General features: G+C 69.5%; 21 protein-coding genes, 1 tRNA gene and 1 pseudogene. 10 read left to right on the top strand and 13 right to left on the bottom strand.

What is annotated here, in order from left to right; translation table 11 throughout:
- Positions 1-72 precede the first annotated feature (72 nt).
- Positions 73-648, bottom strand: coding sequence for a hypothetical protein (locus tag AC1DP0_RS03135; protein WP_478082434.1), 576 nt, complete (start codon positions 646-648; stop codon positions 73-75).
- 105 nt (positions 649-753) lie between these two features.
- A complete protein-coding gene (locus AC1DP0_RS03130; RefSeq protein WP_478082433.1) occupies positions 754-1,275 on the bottom strand; it encodes a hypothetical protein in 522 nt (173 codons plus the stop codon).
- Positions 1,276-1,589: 314 nt separating this feature from the next.
- On the opposite strand from AC1DP0_RS03130, the gene AC1DP0_RS03125 reads away from it, so the two are divergent.
- The gene (locus AC1DP0_RS03125) at positions 1,590-2,777 is read left to right on the top strand and encodes a zinc-dependent alcohol dehydrogenase (protein WP_478082432.1); all 1,188 of its coding nucleotides are present in this window, start codon (positions 1,590-1,592) and stop codon (positions 2,775-2,777) included.
- A 312-nt stretch (positions 2,778-3,089) separates the two neighbouring features.
- On the opposite strand, the gene AC1DP0_RS03120 is transcribed toward AC1DP0_RS03125, so the two are convergent.
- From AC1DP0_RS03120 to AC1DP0_RS03110, 3 genes and pseudogenes are all read right to left on the bottom strand, one after another.
- The gene (locus tag AC1DP0_RS03120; protein WP_478082431.1) at positions 3,090-3,704 is read right to left on the bottom strand and encodes a flavodoxin family protein; all 615 of its coding nucleotides are present in this window, start codon (positions 3,702-3,704) and stop codon (positions 3,090-3,092) included.
- A 234-nt stretch (positions 3,705-3,938) separates the two neighbouring features.
- Positions 3,939-4,040, bottom strand: a pseudogene (locus AC1DP0_RS03115) (SDR family oxidoreductase); the annotation flags it as partial.
- Positions 4,041-4,138: 98 nt separating this feature from the next.
- Entirely contained in the window at positions 4,139-4,942 is an 804-nt protein-coding gene (locus AC1DP0_RS03110; protein ID WP_478082430.1) for a GAF and ANTAR domain-containing protein, read from the bottom strand.
- Positions 4,943-5,163: 221 nt separating this feature from the next.
- Here AC1DP0_RS03110 and AC1DP0_RS03105 point away from each other — a divergent pair, with 221 nt between their 5' ends.
- On the top strand, positions 5,164-5,679 hold the full coding sequence (locus AC1DP0_RS03105; RefSeq protein ID WP_478082429.1) for a nitroreductase family protein: 516 nt from the start codon (positions 5,164-5,166) through the stop codon (positions 5,677-5,679).
- Between the two features lie 17 nt (positions 5,680-5,696).
- Here AC1DP0_RS03105 and AC1DP0_RS03100 read toward each other — a convergent pair whose 3' ends face one another.
- A complete protein-coding gene (locus AC1DP0_RS03100) occupies positions 5,697-5,897 on the bottom strand; it encodes a hypothetical protein (RefSeq protein ID WP_478082428.1) in 201 nt (66 codons plus the stop codon).
- 164 nt (positions 5,898-6,061) lie between these two features.
- On the opposite strand from AC1DP0_RS03100, the gene AC1DP0_RS03095 reads away from it, so the two are divergent.
- Entirely contained in the window at positions 6,062-8,266 is a 2,205-nt protein-coding gene (locus AC1DP0_RS03095; RefSeq protein WP_478082427.1) for an FUSC family protein, read from the top strand.
- Between the two features lie 165 nt (positions 8,267-8,431).
- Here the strand turns inward: AC1DP0_RS03095 and AC1DP0_RS03090 are convergent, their stop codons facing one another.
- Positions 8,432-9,262: a TetR/AcrR family transcriptional regulator gene (locus AC1DP0_RS03090; protein WP_478082426.1), complete on the bottom strand. Its 831-nt coding sequence runs from the start codon at positions 9,260-9,262 to the stop codon at positions 8,432-8,434.
- 200 nt (positions 9,263-9,462) lie between these two features.
- On the opposite strand from AC1DP0_RS03090, the gene AC1DP0_RS03085 reads away from it, so the two are divergent.
- The 5 genes from AC1DP0_RS03085 to AC1DP0_RS03065 all read left to right on the top strand — a co-directional run bounded on the left by AC1DP0_RS03085 (position 9,463) and on the right by AC1DP0_RS03065 (position 14,562).
- Entirely contained in the window at positions 9,463-10,305 is an 843-nt protein-coding gene (locus tag AC1DP0_RS03085) for a membrane protein (RefSeq protein ID WP_478082425.1), read from the top strand.
- A gap of 279 nt (positions 10,306-10,584) precedes the next feature.
- The gene (locus AC1DP0_RS03080) at positions 10,585-11,352 is read left to right on the top strand and encodes a DUF2382 domain-containing protein (RefSeq protein WP_478082424.1); all 768 of its coding nucleotides are present in this window, start codon (positions 10,585-10,587) and stop codon (positions 11,350-11,352) included.
- Positions 11,353-11,742: 390 nt separating this feature from the next.
- Positions 11,743-13,437, top strand: a complete 1,695-nt coding sequence (locus tag AC1DP0_RS03075; RefSeq protein WP_478082423.1) for an MFS transporter — start codon at positions 11,743-11,745, stop codon at positions 13,435-13,437.
- Positions 13,438-13,577: 140 nt separating this feature from the next.
- The gene (locus tag AC1DP0_RS03070) at positions 13,578-14,291 is read left to right on the top strand and encodes a DUF2652 domain-containing protein (protein ID WP_478082422.1); all 714 of its coding nucleotides are present in this window, start codon (positions 13,578-13,580) and stop codon (positions 14,289-14,291) included.
- A 25-nt stretch (positions 14,292-14,316) separates the two neighbouring features.
- Complete coding sequence (locus AC1DP0_RS03065; RefSeq protein ID WP_478082421.1) at positions 14,317-14,562, top strand: hypothetical protein; 246 nt, start codon at positions 14,317-14,319, stop codon at positions 14,560-14,562.
- Between the two features lie 277 nt (positions 14,563-14,839).
- Here AC1DP0_RS03065 and AC1DP0_RS03060 read toward each other — a convergent pair whose 3' ends face one another.
- Complete coding sequence (locus AC1DP0_RS03060; protein WP_478082435.1) at positions 14,840-15,193, bottom strand: phosphodiester glycosidase family protein; 354 nt, start codon at positions 15,191-15,193, stop codon at positions 14,840-14,842.
- A gap of 481 nt (positions 15,194-15,674) precedes the next feature.
- Here AC1DP0_RS03060 and AC1DP0_RS03055 point away from each other — a divergent pair, with 481 nt between their 5' ends.
- Together AC1DP0_RS03055 and AC1DP0_RS03050 are read left to right on the top strand one after the other, a co-directional pair.
- The gene (locus AC1DP0_RS03055) at positions 15,675-17,123 is read left to right on the top strand and encodes a galactose oxidase-like domain-containing protein (protein ID WP_478082420.1); all 1,449 of its coding nucleotides are present in this window, start codon (positions 15,675-15,677) and stop codon (positions 17,121-17,123) included.
- A gap of 398 nt (positions 17,124-17,521) precedes the next feature.
- The gene (locus AC1DP0_RS03050) at positions 17,522-17,914 is read left to right on the top strand and encodes a hypothetical protein (RefSeq protein WP_478082419.1); all 393 of its coding nucleotides are present in this window, start codon (positions 17,522-17,524) and stop codon (positions 17,912-17,914) included.
- A 628-nt stretch (positions 17,915-18,542) separates the two neighbouring features.
- On the opposite strand, the gene AC1DP0_RS03045 is transcribed toward AC1DP0_RS03050, so the two are convergent.
- The 5 genes from AC1DP0_RS03045 to AC1DP0_RS03025 all read right to left on the bottom strand — a co-directional run.
- Positions 18,543-18,616: transfer RNA gene (locus AC1DP0_RS03045), tRNA-Pro, on the bottom strand.
- Between the two features lie 87 nt (positions 18,617-18,703).
- On the bottom strand, positions 18,704-20,227 hold the full coding sequence (gene der, locus AC1DP0_RS03040) for a ribosome biogenesis GTPase Der (RefSeq protein ID WP_478082418.1): 1,524 nt from the start codon (positions 20,225-20,227) through the stop codon (positions 18,704-18,706).
- Between the two features lie 12 nt (positions 20,228-20,239).
- Complete coding sequence (locus tag AC1DP0_RS03035) at positions 20,240-20,932, bottom strand: lysophospholipid acyltransferase family protein (protein ID WP_478082417.1); 693 nt, start codon at positions 20,930-20,932, stop codon at positions 20,240-20,242.
- Positions 20,929-21,636: a (d)CMP kinase gene (gene cmk, locus AC1DP0_RS03030; RefSeq protein WP_478082416.1), complete on the bottom strand. Its 708-nt coding sequence runs from the start codon at positions 21,634-21,636 to the stop codon at positions 20,929-20,931. Before cmk ends, AC1DP0_RS03035 begins: the two co-directional genes overlap by 4 nt.
- Before the next feature lie 46 nt (positions 21,637-21,682).
- The coding region (locus tag AC1DP0_RS03025) for a prephenate dehydrogenase dimerization domain-containing protein (protein ID WP_478082415.1) at positions 21,683-22,364 on the bottom strand (682 nt) is incomplete at its 5' end.

The following is a 22,364-nucleotide window of genomic DNA, read 5'->3' as shown; positions in this document are numbered from 1 at the left end:
TGCCGAGAGCGCGCACGCCGCGGTTCGGGGCGGCACGGCGTGCGCGCGGCTTCGGGGTGGCTCGGGGGCGCATCACTGCTCGGCCGCCGCAGACCACATCAGGGTGAAAGCCTTGTTCTTGCAGACGTCCTGGTTGACGTTCGGCAGGTTTCGGAGGCGGATCGAAGCTGCGGAGACGCCCTCGGTGGGGAGCGTGACCGTGGCCCGCGGGGGAACCGGCACGACGAGGCCGGTGACGAACCCGGGCTGCCGGACCTCGAGGTTGGTCGCTGTGAGGCAGCCACTCGGAGTGCTGTCCGGGCTCATCGTCAGGGTGAGGCCGGACAGGCGGATCGGCACGCCGTTCGGGTTGCTGACCCGGACCGGGACCTCGCGCCAGAGCCCGGGTGCCAGGTCACTGACGTCACCTGCCAGCGCGAACCGCAGACCGTATGCCCGTGGCGCGTCCCGGTAGGAGAAGGAGTGTGCCGAGGTCGCCGACTCACGACTGGAGCCGTCGAGCGCCAGGACGGACAGCCGGTGGCGGACCGGGGCCTCGACCGTCGTGCCTGGCGCGACGCGCGTCATTCCGAGGAGCGCCAGCAGGAGGGCGACGACGACTCCGAGCAACCCCAGGCCAGCAGGCCTGGCAGTGATCGGCGTGTTCACGTGGTCCTCCGCGGTCCGAACGGTGTCGAGTGCTGCCCTGATGGCCTCGGTCAAGCCGAACGGGGTGGGCGCCGGGGTCCAGTCGGCTCCCACCCCGCCCGGGTCTCAGTTGGCGACGTAGTGGATCGTCACCGCGGCGCCCTTGCAGGCGTCCTGCTTCGTGTCGGTCTTGTTGTTGAACTGCATCTTGAAGGTGCCCGTCGTCGTCGCGGCAGGGGCGAGGTCGATGGAGTCCAGGGTGATGGCGACGGCGTTGTCGGAAGTGGTCGGAGCCGCACCGCCGCCGATGAGATAGTTCGACCCGTCGCAGCCGGCCTTGTCGGTCGTGACGTAGGCCTTGACTGAATTGACCGTGTAGTTCTCGGTGCCGGTGTTCTTGACCGTCGCGGTGACCGTCTGCTCGGAGTCTCCGGGGAACATGGCGCCGGTGGCGTTTCCCGTGACCACGAGAGCGCTTGTGGAACCGGCCTTCGTGGTGGCCGTTCCGGTGCCGCCACCGAGGCTCGTCCAGTAGGCGTAGGCGCCGCCGGCCGTCGCGAGTCCGATGACTCCAGCGGCGAGGAGGGCGACGGACCTCTTCTTCGTCGAGTTCCGGGCGTTCTTGGAGTTCGTCCTGTGAGTGCTCATGGAGTCGTCCATGACCTTTCCCTCGAGTGGCTTTACCGTTTCTTGGTGCGTGGCTGGGGAAATATTGGCACTCAAAGCGCCAAAAATGGTGCGCCTCGGGCAACATTGCGCATTCCTTGCGGATTGCAGGTGGTCCCACGGGAGTTCTTGCAGACGGCTACGGGACTCCTTGAGGGACAGCACGATCCGCGCGACCGCGACGCGGTCTGAGGGCGGCTTCTCGTACGCTGCTTCCCCGCCTGTTGTTACGGCTCCACGGTTATGGGCACGAAGGAAGCGTCATCGAGCGCCCGCACGAGCTACGGAGCAGTCACATGAGAGCAGTCACCTGGCAGGGAAAGCAGGACGTGCGCGTCGAGGACGTGCCCGACCCCCGAATCGAACAACCGACCGACGCGATCGTGCGTATGACAACCACCAACATCTGCGGCTCGGACCTGCACCTCTACGAGCCGTTGGCGGCCTTCATGACCCCGGGCGACATCATCGGTCACGAGCCGATGGGGATCGTCGAGGCGGTGGGCGGGGAGACCGGCGACCTGAAAGTGGGCGACCGGGTCGCGATCCCCTTCCAGATCTCCTGCGGGCACTGCTGGATGTGCTCGGCCGGGCTGTACACGCAGTGCGAGACCACCCAGGTCCGCGACCAGGGTACGGGCGCTGCGCTGTTCGGCTACACCAAGCTCTACGGTCAGGTGCCCGGCGCCCAGGCCGAGTACCTACGGGTGCCGCAGGCGCAGTTCACCCACATCAAGCTGCCCGAGGGTCCGCCGGACGACCGCTTCGCCTATCTGTCCGACATCCTCCCGACGGCCTGGCAGGCCGTGGAGTATGCCGCCGTGCCCGACGGAGGCACGCTGGTGGTCCTTGGCCTCGGTCCCGTCGGTGACTTCGCGTGCCGCATCGGGGCGTTCAAGGGCTACCGCGTCATCGGCGTCGACCTCGTGCCCGAGCGGCTGAAGCGCGTGGCCGACCGCGGAGTCGAGGTTCTCGACCTCACCGAGCACGGGGACGACCTCGGCGACGTGATCCGTGACCTGACCGGCGGCCGGGGGCCGGACGCGGTCGTCGATGCCGTCGGCATGGAGGCCCATGGCTCGCCGGCCACGAAGGCCGTGCAGAAGGCGGCGGGGCTCCTCCCCCGGTTCATCGCCGCGCCCATCCAGGAGGTGGCGGGGGTCGACCGCCTCGGCGCGCTCTACTCCGCGATCGACATCGTCCGTCGCGGTGGCACGATCTCGCTCAGCGGCGTCTACGGCGGGGCGGCAGACCCGATTCCGATGCTGACGCTCTTCGACAAGCAGATCCAGCTGCGCATGGGCCAGTGCAACGTCAAGAGATGGGTCGACGAGATCATGCCGCTCCTGGCGGACGACGATCCTCTGGGAGTGGACGACTTCGCCACGCACAGGCTCCCCCTGGAGCAGGCACCGGAGGCCTACAAGGCCTTCCAGGAGAAGAAGGACGGCCACATCAAGGTGCAGCTGAAGCCCCATGGCTGACAGATCAAAGGCTGGGCACAACTAGAGACCTCCGAGGGGCGGGCTGCCACCGTCGCCCCAGGTGCACGGCCTTGAAACCACAGGGCCGTGCACCAAAGGTCAGGGTTCGCGCCGTAGTCCCGATGTTCGTCAGCGCCGGCTGCGAGGTCATGCACGCGCGGGCCGAGCAGATCCGGCTGATTCTGGCCCGGAAGGAGGGCTCGACCGCCGCGCCCTCGTGATGGCGCTGCGCGAGTTCGCCGAGGCGTCAGGTGGCCTCGCCGCCCACCGACCTCTGGGCGCTGGGCTGGAGCGGTCAGGCCGATCCAGCAGTCACGCCTCGTCCGACGGTGGGTAGGCGTCTGCAGAGAGAAGCCTTGCAAGGTGAGCCGCGTTGGCGGCCAGCGTCTTCGTGGTGCTTGCGACCGTCTCCGGCGTCTCTGGCAGATCCGCGTAGTCGGTGCCGTGCATGGCCTCGCCGTTCCAGTAGGTGACGCCGCCTGCGGGGATGGTGAAGCCGACGTCGTTCAGGCTCTGGAAACAGACCGCGCTGATGTGATGGGCGCCGTCCTCGTTGCCGACGACGACGATGACGGCGACCTTGCCGTAGGTCAGCGGCCGGCCCTGCTCGTCCTTCTCGGAGAGCTCGGCGTCGAGGCGCTCGAGGACGCGCTGGCATACGCTGCTGTGCTGGCCCAACCACGTCGGGGTGGCCAGGACGAGGATGTCGCTCGCCATGACCTGCTCACGGATGCCTGGCCACTCGTCGCCCTCCCCCATGTCGAGCTCGACGCCGGGGCGGACATCATGGTCGACGACGCGAACCATCGCTCCCGTCACGCGGTGCTCGGCGAGAGCGTCGAGCACCTGCTGGGCGAGCAACTCGGTGCTCGACTCGGCGGGTGACGGGCTCAGCGTGCAGTTGAGGGCAACGGCGGTCAAAGTCATCGTGCAACCTCTCCTTCAGCGATTCGGATGGGGCGAGGTCGGAGATGCGTCAGTGGTCGCGCAGGGCAGAAATGAGCTGGGACTTGCTCATCGTCGATCGCCCTCTGACCCCGATGTCGCGGGGCCCGCTGCTGTTGCGTGGCATGACGTCTCCCTTCGAGTTCGGGCTGTCTTGTAGTGCATACCCAACGGACGCGCCACGCACCCCTGTCGCCGGCGTTCGTCGACGCCACCTTCCTCGTTCCATGCTGCAGGTTCATGAGGCGTCCAGATGGGTCGTGGGGCAACCGCGTTCACGCGAATTCCCTCAGGGCCCAGTGCTGCCGCCAGATTGACGGCGTGGGCGAGGGCAATCGCACGCCCGATGCCGGAGTCGCCACCGGTGACACCGCGGCGCGGTCCACGCCGACGACCACAAACGGCCCGTGCGAACGTCAGGGAATCTCGAGTGCCTCTCCGGCGTCGCCGGCGAGGGTGCCGGTCTCGACGACTTCGGTGGCGATCTCGCTTAGCTTGCGGTTGGTGTCCTGGCTCGCCTCCCGCAGCTTCGCGAACGCGTGACCCGGCGGGATGCGGAACCGCTCGACGAGGATGCCGACTGCCGTGCCGATCATTCGACTGTTCGTGAGGGCCGCCTCCAGGTTGTCGGCGCGGTCCTCGCTGAGCTCCGCGGCGATGGCGGCAGCGGCGTGCTCGGTCAGCAGGTGGGCGCGTTGAAAAGACCTGTCGTCGAACGCGCCCGCCTCAGCGGCGTAGAACGTGAGGACACCCACGGTGACCTCGTGAATCCGGATGGCCGTGGAGAGCACGGACCTGACAGGGGTGTCGGCGAGCATGCGGGCGGCGTACTCGGGGAAGCGAGGTTCACGTGCCAGGTCGGGACACGAGACGGTGACCCCGCGCTCGAAGGCGTCGATGCCCGGGCTCGAGCCAGTACTGCCCGCGATGTCGGCGATCGCTGCCCCGAGTGCCGGGTCCGTGGAGGCGGATCGTTTGGCGGGCAGCGCCGACAGATGCGCAGTGACCGCGATCGACGCCCAATGGCACGGCGCAAGCTCTGTTGCGGCAGCTGTGATCAGCTGCAGCTTCGGGACGAAGCCGGGGGTCTCGGTCAGGGCCCGCGCCAGGCTGGCGAAGGCGGCGGCCGAGGAGACGTCGCCGGGATCGTCGTCCGTGCCCGAGATATCGCGAATCCTCGCAGCGCTCTCCTCCGTCGGGTCCTTGAAGGAAGGCGGCATCGTGGTCCTTGAGCAAGAGGGGTGGCAGTGACGTCCACGCCTCCGGCGGGGATGTCGCTCATGACGTCGGCGCCGTCGGACGGAGGAAGTCGACGTCGATGACAAATCCTACCGCTCGAGACATTCGTCCTCCCACGACCAGGGAGCAGCTCGTGGTCGGGGAATCCGAGCCAGTGCGGAGGCGGTGGTCAGCATGGCGACGGAAGCGCAGGATTGGCACCATGGAGACCTGGGATGCCCTCCGCGCGCGACGAAACGTACGGCAGTTCACCGAGCAGGCGGTGCCTGACGAGGCGCTCGACCGGATTCTCGAGGCCGGGCGGCGAGCCCCGTCGGCCGGCAACTGGCAACCGTGGGACTTCGTCCTGGTGACGGACAGGGCGCAACTCGTCGAGCTGGCAAAGGTCTGGCAAGGCGCCAAGCACGTCGGTGGCGCGGCGGCCGCGATCGCCATCATTGCGGCAGAGCCGCAGGACGATCGGCAGTCGGCTCTTCTCCAGTACGACCTGGGTCAGGCCACGTACGCGATGACCATTGCCGCAGCCGACCTGGGCGTCGGCACAGGACACGCCGCGGCCGCCGACCAGGACCAGGCCAGGGCCGTTCTGGGCTTTCCCGAAGGACGCTTCCTGGCCTACCTCCTCTCCGTCGGCTATCCGGCGGACAAACCGTTGGTCGTCATCGAGCGGCTGGACCGACGCCCCTTCGACGAAGTCGTGCATCGCGGGCGGTGGTGACCCAGAGGTAGGGCGGCCTAGGACGAGTTGGCCGTGAGGTAGGCGATCACCAGCACGCCCAAGGAGATGGCGACCAGGCCCGCCCCGACCTGGGTCTGGACAGTCCTGCGGGCGGACGCATCGCGCCCCGAGCGTCCCGGTCCCGACAGCGAGCCCCAGACGATGAGCCCGACGCCGAGCACGAGCACCAGGACGACGGCGACCCAGAAGTACGTCATGGCTCCACAGGCCGCCCGTCTGGCGCCACCGGGCCATCGAGGAAGGCCCCGCACCCGCTCCTTGACTCACTCGCCATGGCCCGATGGTCCCACGGCAAGGCTCGGCACGCCGGGTCCGGAACCGGCGAACTCCGGTTTCGGGACGTCTGGAAAGATCGGCTCCTGTGCACCCACCCACGGTTGCGGGCTGGTCCCGGGTTCTCCCCCTGGCTGGGGCGGGCCGGCTCAGGACGGCACTGCGCGACTCTCGTGACCGGCTGGTCGCCTCCGACCCCGGGCTCGGGCGGCTCCGGCAGGGGCTGAAGGCGGTGCTTGCCGTCGGCACGACGGTGCTCGTGGAGTCGGTGTACGCCCGCGTGCTCGGTCTTCCTCCGACCCTGGCCGTGCTGATCGGCGCGATCGTGGCCATGCTCGCCTCCACCCTGGTCAGTGAACCCTCCCGGACGCAGACGGCCAAGACGATGGCCGGCGTTCCCGTCGCGGCCTCGGTGGGCGCGACGCTGGGCGTGGTGACCTCCGCACGGCACGTGCTCGGGCTGGTGACGTTCGTCGTGGTCTCCTTCGTCGCGGTCTGGGTCCGCCGGTTCGGGCCGCGGTGGTTCACCTACGGCTTCCTGGCCTGGCAGGGGTTCTTCATCGCGCTGTTCCTCCACCCGCCGCTGGCTGCCCTGCCGTTTCTGATCGGTGCCATCGTGGTTGCGTCAGCATGGGTGGGGCTGCTGCTCCTGACGGTTCTGCGGGGCAACCCGCGCGTGCGCCTGCGGCGTACCGTCGAGGCGCTGCGGGCCAGGTCCCGGGCGGGCATCGCAGCGATGCTGGAGGTGCTGGAAGACCCGGACGCGCCGGGGCCGCAGCGCCGGCTGCGGACGCAGCTGGTGCAGCTCTCGGAGATCGCGTTGCTCATGGATGGCCAGCTGGCCGATCCCCGCGCCGTTCCCGCGGGCCTGCGGCGTGGGCAGGTGCGCCGGTGGACCGTCGATCTCGAGATCGCCATGGATGAGGCCGCTGCCGCAGTGGTCGACCTTGCGCGGCACAAGGACGAGCTGCCCGCCGGGCAGCTGAGCGACATTCGCCTCCTCCTGCAGGCGCTCGGATGGGGCATCGGTGAGCAGGCATACCTTCGGATCGACACGCTCGAGCAGGAGTCCACCACGCAGATCCCCGGGCTTCGACGGCTCACGTGGGCCGCGACAGACCTGCTGCGGTTGGTCGAGCAGTGGGACACCGGACGACTGGACGACCCGAGCGCGAACCGTGCTGACGAGGACCCGCTCGACACGACGGAGACCGACGCCGACTTCGAGCCGGTCGTCACGTTGTTCGCCGGCAACCTGCCGGGATCGGCGGCCGTCGCCTCCAGCGTCTTCGAGGACGACCGCAGCCACGGGTGGTGGTCACCCGCCCGGTTGAAGCTGACGACCCGTCAAGCGGTGCAGGCCGCGCTGGCGGCCGCGCTGGCCATCATCGTCGGCGAGTCCATCTCCCCGCAGCGGTACTACTGGGCCGTGATCGCCGCGTTCATCGCCTTCACCGGCGCGTCCAACTCTGGTGAGACGCTCCAGCGCAGCGTGGCCCGCGTGGTCGGCACCATGGCCGGACTGGTCGGGGCGATCGCTCTGGCACACGTGACCACGGGTCGTCCCGTAGCGGTCCTGACCGCACTGTTCGCCTGCATCTTCCTGGCGTTCTACCTTCAGCAGCTGTCGTACGCCGCCATGATCTTCTTCATCACGCTGCTCCTCGGGCAGCTGTACACGTTGTTGAACACCTTCACCGACGCGGTGCTGGTGCTCCGCCTGGAGGAGACAGCCGCGGGTGCGGCCATCGGCGTGGCCGTCTCCATCCTGGTTCTGCCGACCGGTACTCGAGCGACTGCCCGTGCGGCCCGCTCGGGCTTCCTGTTCCAGCTGGCCGACCTGATGGACGGGTGCGCCGACCACCTGCGCGGCAACCGGAACAGCGATCTTCTGGCCTTGACCGTCGGTCTGGATGCGTGGGGGCGCCAGGTCGTGAACACCTACCGCGCCGTCGCCCGCGGCGGCCTGATCGGCGTCGACCGCGGACGGCTGCGCCACCGGCTCAGCGTGCTCGGTGCCTGTGGCGCGCACTCGCGGGCACTCGCCGCCGTGATGTCCGAGTCCAGGGTCGTCTCACCCGAACTGGCGACTGCCTGCAGCGAACTCGGTGCGCAGTCCCGCGCACTGGGGGACCTCGGCGCCCTCCCCGCGCCCTCGGAGCTGGGTGCCGAGGTCGCCGACGCCCGCGAGCGCGTCACCACCTTGGCCGCCGTCCTCGCGACCGAGGACCCGCAGGCCAGCATCGAAATCGGCCGAATAGCGGACGCCCTCACATTGGTGGCAGCGCCCTGAGCAGCCCTGCTGGCTCGCGGCGACGGCGCGCAGGTCGGTGCGCAGATGGTCCAGGACCTCGGCCGTGAGGCGTTCGCCCGGCACGACCGCCGGTATGCCGGGTGGGGTCGCTGGGGCCCATGTCGACCAGCGGATGGGCGCGCAGCCAGTCGGCGGCCATTCCGGCTACTGGGCGAGTTCGAGATCGAGTCGAACGAGTAGGTGCTCAAGGGCGGCTTCGAACTCCTCATCGGTGTGGTCCTCGGTCAGCGGCGCCTTCAGCCGGCCGAGTGTCGGGAACTCGCCCAGGTCGAGCTCCTGGTCCCGGTTGGGCAGGTCCGCGTCCCCTTCGTCGAGGGGTTCCTCGGCGGGAGACATCTCGGCACCCTGCATGGCCGCTTCGAGAAGCAGGTGCCCGAGCAGGAAGCTCGTGAACGTGCGGTATGCCGCGACCGCCTGCCGGTCACTGAACCCACGGCTGCGAAGTCCGTCGAGGAAGGCTTCGACCACCCGCAGGCTGCGAAGAGGCGGTCGCAGCCATGGCGCGGCTGGGTGACGGGTTGCGATGAGAGGGAAGGCTGCCGGGTGCTCGCGTGCCAGGCGGCGGACATCATGAGCGAGCACCTGCAGGAAGGCCTGCCATCCGTCGGCGGGCTGCAGCTGACTGCCGGTCGGGACCTGGATGGTGTCGACCAAGGCGTCGACCACGGCTTCGAGGAGGTCCTCGCGGCCGTTGACGTAGCGGTATAGCGACATGGCCTCCACGCCGAGCGCTGCTCCGAGGCTGCGCATCGTCAGCGCGGTGACCCCCTCGGTGTCGATCATCGTGATGGCGCTACTGATGATGCGCTCTCGAGTCAGCGCTGTTCGGGGGACAGTGGGCGCTGCGGCCGAAGCCTCTCCGCCTGCCGGCGGCTGTGCTGGTGGGCGTGTCGCAGAGATGGCGGCCTCCTTCTCAGTCCGTCTCTTGTCTACCGCATCCCCAGCGGTGGTACCACGAAACCTTCGCGGACCCATCCGCCGGAGCGGCTTCGGACGGTCACAGCGAGAAGAGCGTGTGAGTTCCCCGCAAGGGGGTAGGGAACGGGCGGAGTTGACGTCGCGCAGGGCAGGCGAGACGTGCGTCCCTCGGATCTTTTGCGACCGCGCGTGGCTCGGTGGCCCGACAGGGGTATGTCCTCCCTGATCGACTTACAACGTAAGGGAGACCCCGCACCATGACAGACAATCTCAGCACGGCGCTGACCGATCTCTGGAGATCGGTGGCGCTGTTCGTCCCCAAGTTCGTGGCATTCCTGCTGATCCTCCTGATCGGCTGGTTCGTCGCGAAGGCCATCGGCAAGGCCGTTGACAAGGTCCTCGAGCGGGTCGGGTTCGACCGCGCCGTCGAGCGCGGGGGCATCAAGAAGGCGCTGGCCAAGAGCCAGTACGACGCGTCCGGGATCGTCGGCAAGCTCGTCTACTACGCGCTCCTGCTCTTCGTCCTGCAACTGGCGTTCGGGGTGTTCGGGCCGAACCCGATCAGCGACCTCATCACCGGTGTCATCGCCTTCCTGCCCAAGGCCGTCGTCGCGATCATCATCGTCGTCGTGGCCTCCGCCATCGCGGCCGCGGTTCGTGAGCTCATCGGTAACACCTTGGGCGGACTGTCCTACGGCAAGGTCCTCGCGAACATCGCCAGCGTCTTCATCCTCGGGCTCGGGATCATCGCGGCCCTGAACCAGGTCGGCATCGCGACCACCGTCACGACTCCGGTGCTCATCGCGGTCCTTGCGACCGTCGCCGGCATCCTCATCGTCGGCGTGGGTGGTGGCCTCGTCCGTCCCATGCAGTCGCGTTGGGAGCAGTACCTCGAGACGATGTCGCAGGAGACCGGGCGGATCAAGGCCCAGGTGCAGCGCGCGCCCAGCGTCGCGGATCAGGCCAAGGCTGCCAAGGCCCGCTACGACGAGGCCGGTCGCGACGACGTCGAGGCGCGCGCAGCCGACGACTTCTACCACGACCGCCCTGCCGCCGGTGCCACTCGCGTCATCGACGACGGGCTCGACTCGCGCCGTTGAGCGCACCGCGTCAGCGGGGTCGACACAGTCGCGCATGCGGCCGCACCCCGGTCTGACGCTCCCACCTGTGCCGGTCCTGGCAGTTCTGCCAGTTCATCGACAAGCCGTCAGGGCCGGCCTCAGGGCCACCGGCAAGAGCTGCCGGTGGGCCGCCAACGCGAGAGGGCGCCTGCCCTCCCGCGAAGCAGATCCAGCCGAAATCCGGCCGTTGTGTCCGGGCTCGACCTCTTCGGGTCGAGGCGCCGGGTCACAACGCCGGGCCACGTGAAGGAGAAGCACATGATCAGCACGAACGAACTCAGCACGCTGCCGGGCACCACCGTGTACGGCACCGACGGTGAGAAGATCGGCCGAGCCGGACAGGCATACGTCGACGACCAGAGCGGCGACCCGGAGTGGGTCACCGTCAACACCGGCCTCTTCGGCACCAACGAGACCTTTGTGCCCCTGCGCAACGCGGAGCTGACCCAGGACGGACTGACCGTGCCCTACACCAAGGACCACGTGAAGGACGCCCCGAACGTCGACCCCGACAACGGGCACCTCGACGAGGCCGAGGAGCAGCGCCTCTTCGCCCACTACGAGCTCTCCCACACGGGCTCGGGCACGGGTGACAGGGGCGAGGGCATCGTCGGGCACGACACGTCCGGTCCGACCACGGACGAGGCGATGACCCGCTCCGAGGAGCAGCTCCACGTTGGCACCGAGACCCGCGAGGCCGGTCGGGCGCGGCTGCGCAAGTACGTCGTCACCGAGGAGCAGAAGGTGACCGTCCCGGTCACCCGCGAGGAGGTCAGGATCGAGCGCGAGCCGATCACGGAGGCCAACCGTGGCGAGGCCATGGACGGCCCCGCCATCTCCGAGGAGGAGCACGAGGTCGTTCTCCACGAGGAGCAGCCCGTCGTGGCCAAGGAGGYCGTCCCGGTCGAGCGCGTACGCCTCGGCAAGGAGCAGGTCACCGAGCAGGAGACCGTCACCGAGCAGGTCCGCCAGGAGCGCATCGAGGCCGATGGCCCCGGGCTCACGGATGACGACACCCGCGCCTGACATCGACTGACACGACGGCCGCTCGCCCTGGTGCTCCAGATAGCCGACCAGGGCGAGCGGCATTCCTCTGCGACGTCACGACCGACCGGGGGGCTCTGCCCCGACTCCCCCGGGCCAAACTGCCGGGCCAGCGGTCGACGACGGCCCGGGCGTCGAAGTCGAGGACGTCGATGACGGCATACTGGCCGTCCATCGCAGGGCCATCCGGATGAGCCTGAGCGCGACAGCACAACAGGTGGTCCCGAAGTGGGCACCAGCGCCGCCGGCGCCCTGCGTCCCGGGCAGCAGCATCCCGTCCCTGGACAAACGGGCATCGAGTAGCGCATGCGGACGGGAGGCCGCCGGCGCGATCGCGTCCCTCGGTGCCTGCCCTGGTCCTACAGTCGGCCCATGCGTAGGGCGGGACGCGCTCAACGGCTGGCCGATGCAGCCGCGGCCTTCACCAGCAACGCCCGCAATCCTGACTTGCGCCGTGCCCAGCTCAGCTTCCTCGGCGCCTGGACGGCCGAGTGGGCGTTCACCGTGGCCCTGGGCATCGTGGCCTACCGCGCCGGTGGTGCCACAGCCCTGGGGCTGGTGGGACTGCTGCGAATGGTGCCCTCCGCTGTCTGCGCCCCGCTGCTCTCGCCCCTCGCCGACCGCGGGCGGCGAGAACGCGTCCTGGTGGCGGTGTCCACCTTGCGCGGCGTCGCGACCGCAGCCGCCGCCGTCGTGGCCGCGACAGGAGGTGCGCCGGCCGCGATCTACGCCTTGGCCGTGCTGTCGACCATCGCCGCGACCCTCTTCCGGCCGGCGCACTCGGCGCTCCTGCCCTCGCTGTGTCACACCGGGCACGAGCTGGCCAGCGCCAACGTGGTCCGCGGCATGCTGGACTCCACCTCCACGCTGGTCGGACCGCTCGCCGCAGCGGTGCTGCTCGAGGTCGCGGACGTGGATCTCGTGTTCGCCGTTGCCGCCGCGGCCTCGCTGTGGTCCGCGTGGTTGCTGCTGCGGCTGCGGTACGACGCCCCACCGCGCCCCTCGACTCCGGTCCGGCCGCGCCTGGTGCAAGAGGCGATCGAGGGGCTTGCCGTGGTCGCCCACAGCCGCGATCTGGCGCTGGTGCTCGGCCTGGCGGCCGCTCAGTGCTTCACCCGCGGGTCACTGACCGTCTTTTCCGTGGTGGTGTCCATCGAGCTTCTCGGCCGAGGGGAGCCGGGAGTTGGCACTCTGATGACGGCCGTCGGCGTGGGCGCCGTCCTGGGATCCCTCGCGGCGTCGCTCCTCGTCGGCACCAAGCGTCTCGGCGCCTGGTTCGCGGCCGGCGTCGCGCTGTGGGGACTGCCGATCGCGCTGGTCGGTGTGGTGCCGAGGGACGCCGTGGCGCTCGTCTTGTTGGCGCTGGTAGGCGTCGGCAACGCCCTCATCGACGTCGCCGGCTTCACGCTGTTGGGACGCATGGCACCGGACGAGGTGCTGGCCCGGGTCTTCGGGGTGCTGGAAAGCCTGGTTGCGGTGTCGATCGGCGTCGGGGCCGTCGTCGCCTCCTGGGCGATCGGGGCGTGGGGGCTCCGACCGGCGTTGGTCGTCATCGGGCTCGTGTGCCCCGTGCTGGCCGCGGTGTCGTGGTGGCGGCTGCGGGCGCTCGACGACACCGTGGGCGCGCACGACGAGGACGTCGGCCTGCTCCAGAGGATCCCGATGCTGCGCACCCTCCCGCTGCCCTCCGTCGAGCAGCTCGCCCGCGGCCTGGAGCCGCTCCACGTCGCTGCCGGTGACGTGGTCTTCCATCGCGGTGACGTCGGCGACCGCTACTACGTGGTGGAGTCCGGTGAGGTCGACGTGGTAGGCAACGGCCGGATACTCGTCACCCTCGGTCCCGGCGAGGGCTTCGGGGAGATCGCCCTGCTGCGGCGTACTCGCCGGACGGCCACGGTCGTGGCCCGGAGCGACGTTCGGCTGCTCGGGTTGCTCTCGGACCGGTTCCTGCCCATCGTCCTGGGGTTCACGCCGAGCGCGCGCCAGGCCGCACTCGGTGTCGAGGAGATGCTCGACCGCTTCGACCCCGAGATGCCGGGCCCGGATCCGCCGGCGCCACCACCTTGAGGGCGGCTCGGGGGTCTGCCGCGGCGGGCATGGCCAGAGCCGACGGTCGGCGCGTCGCCTTCCGCCGACCAAGACTTCGGGGTCCTCGGGTCGTCGTCTCAAGCCTGCCGACACGGGCCGCGTGCTGTTACATTCGAGCAATGTCAACCCGGCGAGCGGTGCTGGTGATCGCTGACATCGGTGGATACACGGAATACATGCAGTTCCACCGCAGCGTCCTCGGGCATGCGGAAGCTGCCACGGCCCGCATGCTGGGCAAAGTCGTCAGCGCTGCACGCGGGTTCGATCTCATTGAGATCGAGGGTGACGCGGCTTTCCTCTCGCGGGATGTACAGAGCCTGCAGAGCCGCGATGTGCTCGACGCCATCACCAGTGCGGCCATCGCCATGCACGCCGCCTTCCATCGGGAGCGCCAGCTCATCCAGCTCAACCTCTGCCCGTGCGGTAGCTGCAAGCAGACCACGGACTTGAAGCTCAAGTTCGTGGCCCATGTCGGGGAGGTCGCCACCCAGGCCATCAAGCGCCGCAAGAAGCTGGTTGGCCTGGACGTCATCCACGTTCACCGCATGCTGAAGAACTCGGTCGACGTGCCGGAGTACCTCCTCTTCACCGACGAGGTATTGCGAGACAGTCATGGGCCCGCATCGGAGATGGCCATGCAGGGGATCGACCTGGACCTCGAGGGCATCGGCCAGGTGCGGGCGCACTTCCTGAGCGTCGGCGACCTGGCGGCTCCGCCCCCGTCCTATCCCTCGTGGCCACGCCGCATCGGAGGCACGTTGGCCATGGCAGGTCGAGGCGTCCCCTACGCCCTCGGCCGACGGCGCCCACCGGCGTTGGCGGCAGCCGGCTGAGCCGGACCCGAAGAGCAGGCAGCGAGTGCGGGCCGTTCACGTCGAGGCCATCCACCCCGCCACCGTCACCCTGCTGCGCAGGATGCGGGCGCGGCAGGCCGAGGAGTACCTCGCCGCAGGGTCGGCGTACCGCGACAGCGGCTACGTCGTCGTCGACGCCCTCGGGGTTCCGCTGCGGCCTGCGGCGTATTCCGACGGGTTCACGCGGCTCTGCCTTGAGGCGGGCGTGACGGTCCGGCGGCCGTTCGCGGGTTATKAGGCGAAACGGTGAAGGAGCAAGCCGAAAGGCGGCCTCGGATTCCTCCGAGACCGCCTCTACGCTGCTGCTTCATTCGGTCGGGCTGACAGGATTTGAACCTGCGACCCCTTGACCCCCAGATCGGTGCGCGTCATCAAGCACGTGCGGGCACGAGGGCAAGACGGCGACCTGAGTGTCGAAATAGGCATCGTGTGCAGGCCGTTGGGCCCAATTTGGGCCCACGCTTTCATTCCGGGTGCTGCGCGGCGAAGACATCGGGTTCGACGGCGAGTGAGGCGTCTCCCACTTCTCACCCCACATGTGCCACCGACGCACCTAGTAGCTTCCCAGCCCACCTCAGCGGACGACGATGGGATCGCCGACGGATCGCTCTCCGGACGCGTCCGAGGGATGGATGGTTGACGGGGCGACCGTCGACACTCATGGCCGTGGAGCCGCCGCCGTCGAGGTTGATCGCCTCTCGCATGCCCAGTGCTCGCGCCACCCGCGCTTCTTCCGGAACGGACAGTCCCAGCTGGTCAGGCTGGGGGCCGCCGACGGTGACCAGCAGCGTGCGACCGGCGTCATCGATGCCGGCGAGGGTGCGTGGGTTCTGCTGCAGCGCCCACCCGTAGGCAAAGGATGGGTCATTCGGATGAACCATCCCGTCCGTCACGTGGATGAAGTATTCAACCCCGTCAGCAGGAGCGGCGGGGCCCGAGGCGGGCGGGTTCCGAGCCGGGGCTCGCACGCACAGGCGGGCGACAAGAACCGACAGGAGACCAGTGCCAGGCGCGCCCAACGCGCGCGCCCCACGCGCCCCCACGCAATCTCGACGACTGCCGCCGGCCCCGCAACCCGGCCGCCCCGCCCGCCACCCAGCCGCCGTCGCCGCCGCCGGAAACGACGGCAGGGTCCAGAACGTCATCTAGCCGACAAAAACAACCCTATGAAGAAACGGATAAAAGCAATGAAAATCTCGGAAATGTTGCCGTTTGTCACTTCGCCATTCATTCATCCGGAGCGCGGAATGCACATAAATTGCCACGGCCCAGTAATTTCGCGGAAACCCGGACACCCGCGGCGACTGGTCTTCATGCTGGTTCCATGTCGCCAAATCCAGGGCGACTCACGAGGGGGGAAATATGAAGAAAATCTCTTGGCCAGTGGGGGCCATCGCCGTCGTCTTGGCGGCCTCGAACTTCCCGGCCGCAGCAGCGGCCGGGGGGCCCGCCCTCAGTACGGCCGACGCAGCGACGAGCGGATCATGGTCGGCGCCGTTTACGCCGCCAGGAGCGAATCCCCGGGTCATCGGGGTCCACTCGGTCATGCTCCATACGGGCAAGATTCTGGTCTTCGGAAACCTGCGGCCGACCCAGGGTTACGTCTACGACCCGGTCACCGGCAATGCAACCGAGACGGACCCTCCGGCAGATGTCGAGTGCGGATCCATGACCGCGCTGCGGGACGGGCGGATTCTCGTCGTGGGTGGCCACGCAAAGGGCGCACGTGGCATCAACAACATCATGCTCTTCGACCCGGCCACACTCACCTGGACATCGCAACCGTCCAGCCCCATGGGTCGCTACTACCCGACGTCGACCCTGCTGCCCAACGGCACCGTTGTGATCAGCGGCGGATTCGATATGAACGGCGCAAAGAACCCCGACGTGGAGCTGTGGACGCCGCCTCAAACGGGCAACGTGGGCACCTTGAAGAAGGTCGGGACGAACCACCCCTCGGGCCTCTACCCGCACCAGTGGGTTCTGCCCTCCGGCAAGGTCCTCGAGGTCACCTCGAGCTCGACGTCCATCCTCGATCCCAGCACCTGGACCTGGACCTCCTACCCCAGGCCGAAGCTGAAGCACGGTAGCGGCGAGGGCGCGGTTCTTCTCCCGGGTCCGGCCTCCGGCTCCACGAAGGTCATGCTCATCGGTGGCATTGTCAAGGGCACTGCTACCTCCGCCGTGGAAACCTTCGACGCCGCCAACCCGACCGCCGGATGGTCCCCCTTGGCGTCGCTGCCGCAGGGCCGGGGGCACATGAGCCCGGTCCTGATGCCGGACGGCCAAATCGCCGGCATCGGAGGCAACTCCTCCGGGAACTATGCCGGCGCCATCTACACGTCCCTGATGTACACGCCGGCCAGCAACTCCTGGGCGACGCTCGCCGCCCAGGCTGAGCGTCGGGGTTACCACTCCTCGGCGGTCCTGCTGCCCGATGGCCGGGTGTTCTCGGCCGGCGACACCGGCGCCGGCGGCGGCGGCAACACGGACGAGATCTTCTCCCCGCCCTACCTGTCCCAGGGGAGGCGTCCGACGATCACCTCGGCGCCCTCCCAAGCCAACAACGGGGCGAGCTTCACGATCACGACTCCCGACACCACCAGCACAGCCGTGCTGATCCGTTCGGGCTCCGCAACCCACACCGTCAACTTCGACGAAAGGATCGTCACCCTCAGCACAACGCCGACAACGACGGGACTCACCGCGGTGGCCCCTTCGCCCACCGTGGGCATCGCCGGCTGGTACATGCTCTTCCTCGTCAACAGCACCGGTGTCCCCTCCACGGCGAAGTGGATTCACATCGGCTAGAAGAGGTGCATAAACCCGAGGGGCTGTCTCGTCTGCGAGGCGGCCCCGCAGGTGTACCAATGGGTCACACCGGACCATCCATGCCCGATCAGCCGCAGCTCGGCCCGATCAGCCGCTGCCCGCGCCGGCCTCGGACGGTAAGAAGCCGGACGAGGAGTTTGGACGAGAAGCCGGCGAAGGAGGAAGCCGACGGTGCGCGTCCAGCCGCGCCCGCCGTCGGCGGCATCCGCGGCGCCGCCGTGCCACATCGCCTGGGCCATGTTGGCCGTGTGCTTCGGCCACGAGGTGGAGGGGCCAGCCGGGCGACGACGCCGACCGGACTCGGTCGGGATGTGCGGGCGGCCCGACCCCCCTTCCCCCATGCACACGTTCACGATCCCTCACTGAACGGCTGAACCGTGAAAACCCTCATCCGGCAGCCGGCCCGGCTGCTACTGGTCGTGGCGCTAGTCGTCGCGGCCGCCGCGCACGTCCCGGTCATCGGTCCCCATCTCGACGAGGCGCCCTACACGGGCGTGCTGTTCATCCTGCTCACCACGGCCTGCTTGCTGCTGGCCGGCATCTCGCTCGTCAGCTCGCACCCGGCCGGGCAGACCCTCGCTGGCCTGGCCTGCGGCGCGGCGATCGTCGGCTACGCTGCGACCCCGCTCGTCACCTTCCCGCAGCTCGGCGACGACGTCGGCAACTGGCTCGAGCCGCTGGGGATCGTTTCCGCGCTCTCCGAGGGCATCGTCGTCGGCGCAGCCGTCCGGCGGCTGAAATCAGAGCGGAACACCTCTTCTGAGCGCTGAGCTCGTAAGCCAGCCCGACGTGCGATGTCAAGCCCCGAGCGAGGTTTCCGAATCCCCGCCGCGGCTCGTGCGCGTCGCTCCGCATGCTTGGCTAGGAAGCGAAGCGCAGGCTCCCGGAAGGGAGCCCGCTGTACCTTGTCCGTTGCGGGGCGGCGCACCGAGGCGCCCGCACACGTTGACCTCAGGGTGTGATGACGCCCGATACCGTTCACGGCAAACTTCTCAGACCCGACGATCGGCTACGCCAACCGGGACACCGTGCACCACAAACCGAGGTGACACGTTCCGGAGCGTCGACTTCGCTACGCGACCAAGTGGGACCAGGTGGTGACCCAGTTGGGGCTCGTTGGGCTGGTGCGGCGCGGGCTGCGCCACACGGCGCTGACGTGGATGGCGGACAGCGCGTCCCGCTCTACGTCCTGCAGCGCGTCGCCGGGCACCAGGACCCCGCGGTGACGGGCCGGTACCTCCACCCCGACTCGGACGAGCTGATCCAGGCCGGTACAGCCTTCTCGACGTGGTGGGCCCAAACTGGGCCCAAGGAGCAAACTTCAGCAGCGATCTCCAAGAGTCGGAGCCGGAATGAAAACGGGGCCTGACCTGTGTGAACAGGTCAGGCCCCAATCGGTCGGGCTGACAGGATTTGAACCTGCGACCCCTTGACCCCCAGTCAAGTGCGCTACCAAGCTGCGCCACAGCCCGAATGCCCCTCGGGGCGAAAGGAACAGTAGCGCACCGGGTGCCGCTGGTCCCAATCGGCCCCCATGGGCCGTACGGACTCCCCCGAGGTCAGCGGCGGCGCTTCTCGCGGACGCGCACCGACACCTCGATGGGCGTGCCCTCGAAGCCGAACTGCTCGCGCAGCCGGCGCTCGATGAAGCGGCGGTAGCCGGCCTCGATGAAGCCGGACGCGAAGATGACGAAGCGCGGCGGACGCGTCGAGGCCTGGGTCGCGAAGAGGATGCGCGGCTGCTTGCCGCCACGCAGGGGGTGCGGGTGGGCAGCGACGATCTCCCCCATGAACGCGTTGAGCCGGCCGGTGGGGACGCGGGAGTCCCAGGACTCGAGCGCGGTCTCGATGGCGGGCACGAGGCGGTCCATGTGCCGCCCGGTGCGGGCGGAGATGTTGGCCCGGGGCGCCCACGGCACCTGGACCAGCTCCTTCTCGATCTCGCGCTCGAGGTAGTAGCGGCGCTCCTCGTCGAGGGTGTCCCACTTGTTGTAGGCGATGACGAGGGCGCGGCCCGAGTCGATGACCTGCTGCACGACCCGGATGTCCTGCTCGGCGATCGGCTCCTCGGCGTCGATGAGCACGACGGCCACCTCGGCCTTCTCGAGGGCGGTCTGGGTGCGCAGCGAGGCGTAGAAGTCGGCGCCACGGCTCTGGTGGACCCGGCGACGGATGCCGGCCGTGTCGACGAAGCGCCACGTCTTGCCACCGAGCTCGATGAGCTCGTCGACGGGGTCGCGGGTGGTGCCCGCGACGTCGTCGACGACCACGCGCTCCTCGCCGGCGAGGCGGTTGAGCAGGCTCGACTTGCCGACGTTGGGGCGCCCGACGAGCGCGACCCGCCGCGGCCCGCCCTGGGCATACGCGCCATGGGCCGACACGTCGGGCAGCACCTCGAGGATGGCGTCGAGGGCGTCACCGCTCCCCCGGCCGTGCACGGCGGACACGGGGAAGGGCTGACCCAGTCCAAGGCTCCACAGCATCGCCGCATCGGCCTCGCCGCGCTGGTCGTCGACCTTGTTGGCCACGAGCACGACCGGCTTGCCAGAGCGGCGCAGCAGCTTGACGACCGCCTCGTCGTCGTCCGTCGCGCCGACGGTGGCGTCGACGACGAACATGACGACGTCGGCGAGGTCGATGGCGATCTCGGCCTGCTCGGCGACACGCWGGTGGATGCCGGTGGCGTCCGCCTCCCAGCCGCCGGTGTCGACGATGGTGAAGCGGCGCCCGCCCCACTCGGCCTCGTACGAGACCCGGTCACGGGTGACGCCGGGCACGTCCTCGACGACCGCCTCGCGGCGGCGCAGAATGCGGTTGACCAGGCTCGACTTGCCGACGTTGGGGCGGCCGACCACGGCGACCACGGGCAGCGGGCCCTGGGCCGCGCCGTCGTCGGCGAGCGGGCCCTGGGCGTCGAGCAGCGCCTGGTCCTCAGGGCTGAGCTCGAAGTCGTCGAGCCCGGCGCGCAGGGCGCGCTCTACGGCGGCGTCGTCGACCTCGGGGGTCAAGACAGAGCCGTCGATGGGGTCGGGGGTCGAGATCGGAGCGCCCTCGTCGATGGGGCGGGCGGTCTCGTCAGTCACGGTGTCCTCGAATCAGTGAACGTCTTGTGAAGAGCCATTCTCCCACCGCGCGGAGCGTACGTGTGACGCGAGGGCTGCGCGCAGCTGGTCGCTGGCCATCCGCAGGCGCTCACGGCCCGGTATGCCGTCAGGGACGTCGAGCTCGAAGGGCTCCCCGAAGACGACGTCGAGCGTGCTCCGCGGTCGTGGCCACGCGTCGGCGGACCCGCCCGGCACCCGGGTGCCGCGGACGGCGACGGGCACCAGCGTCGCTCCGGTGCGCAGAGCGATCCAGGCAGCGCCCTGGTTGACCTGCTCGACCTCGCCGCCGCCGCGGTTGCCCTCGGGGAAGATCCCGACCGCTCCCCCGCGCTCGAGCACGGCCGTCGCCGCTGTCAGCGCGACGCGGTCCCCGACGGTGCGGTCGATCGGGATCTGTCCGACGTTACGGATGAGCCAGCCGAAGAAGCCCCTGAACGCCTCCTGCTTGACGAGGAAGTTGGCGGGGCGCGGCGAGAGCGAGAAGACGAACGGCCCGTCGAGGAACGCCGCGTGGTTGGCGACGAGGATGACCGGGCCGGTGGGCGRCACCCGGTCGGCATGCCAGGCCCGGCCGCGGTACAGGGTGTGGAAGATGCCGATGCCGATCCAGCGGCCGACGACGGCCCGACGAGGGTGCGGCGCGACTGGGGCGCCCGAACGCGCCGGTCCGGACGCTCGGCTCATGCTCGGGCCGCTTGGACGACCTGCAGAACGGCAGCGACGGAGCCCTCGAAGTCGAGGTGCGAGGTGTCGATCGTCGTCACGCCGTCGGCCGCGACCGTGAACTCGGACACGGCCGAGTCGGCCCGGTCGCGGTCGACGATCTGGGACCGGGTCGCGGCCACGGCGGCGACGTCGGCGGCTCCGTGCAGCTCCGTGGAGCGACGGGCCAGTCGTACCTCCTCGGAGGCGGTCAGCAGGATGCGCACGGGGGCATCTGGCGCGACGACGGTCGTGATGTCGCGCCCCTCGGCGACCACGCCACCCCGCGCCTGCGCGGCCTCGGAGATGAGTCGCCGCTGCAGGACCCGAAGGATCTCGCGCACGGGGATGACGGCGGCGACCGCCGAGACGTTGGTCGAGATGCCCGTCTCGCGGATCGCAGCCGCGACGTCGGTGCCGTCGACCTCGACCGAGGGCGCGTCGGGATCGGTGCCGATCTCCAGCGGGAAGCCTTGTGCCGCAGCGGTGACCGCCTCGGCGTCGGTGAGGTCCACGCCCTCGTGGAGGCACCACCACGTCAGCGCGCGGTACATGGCACCGGTGTCGAGGAAACCGAAGCCGAGCGACCGTGCGACCTGCTTGCTGACGCTCGACTTTCCGGAGCCGGAGGGTCCGTCTACGGCGACGACGAATCCGGACAGGTGCTCCTCGGGGATCTGCGGCATGCGGACGACGATAGTGCCTTGCCCGGGTCCGCCCGCGAGCCGGGACTCAGTCGTRGACGCGCCACCCGAGCCGGGCCAGCTCGGCTCGCAGCGGCTCGACGGAGGCGGGGACGACGGAGATCTCGGCGACTCCGACGGCCTGCCCGAGCCCGTGCTCGAGGTGCAGGTCCTCGAGGTTGATGCCGGCTTCTCCGACGTCGGTGAGCAGACGCGCGAGCGACCCTGGCTCGTCCGGGACCACGACGGAGACGACCTCGTATGCCGCGGGCGGGGCACCGTGCTTGCCGGGGATCCGCGCGTGGCCCAGGTTGCCGGCCTCGAGGACGTGGCTCAGGGTGCCGAGCGCGCCGTCCCCGTCGGCGTCCACGAGCGAGTCGAGCGCGCCGACGACGTCGTCGACCTGGTCGCGGACGTGACGGAGCACGTCGCGCACGGCCGGCGCGTTGCCGGCCAGGATCTGGGTCCACAGCCGGGGGTCGCTGGCGGCGATCCGGGTCACGTCACGCAGCCCCTGTCCCGCGAGTCCGACGGCGGACTCGGGCAGCTCGCGCAGACACGCGGCGACGATGCTCGCGGCGAGCTGCGGCACGTGCGACACGGCCGCGACCGCCTCGTCGTGCTCGTGGGCCGGCATGACCCGGACGGCCGAGCCCACGGCGAGCGCGAGCTCGCGCACCCGACGCACCGCTGCGTCGGTGGAGGCCTCGTGGGGCACGACGACCCAGGCG

The sequence above is a fragment of the Terrabacter sp. P5_B1 genome (assembly GCF_056400505.1).
Note: the sequence above shows the minus strand (reverse complement) of the source record. Positions and strands in the feature narration are given on the sequence as shown.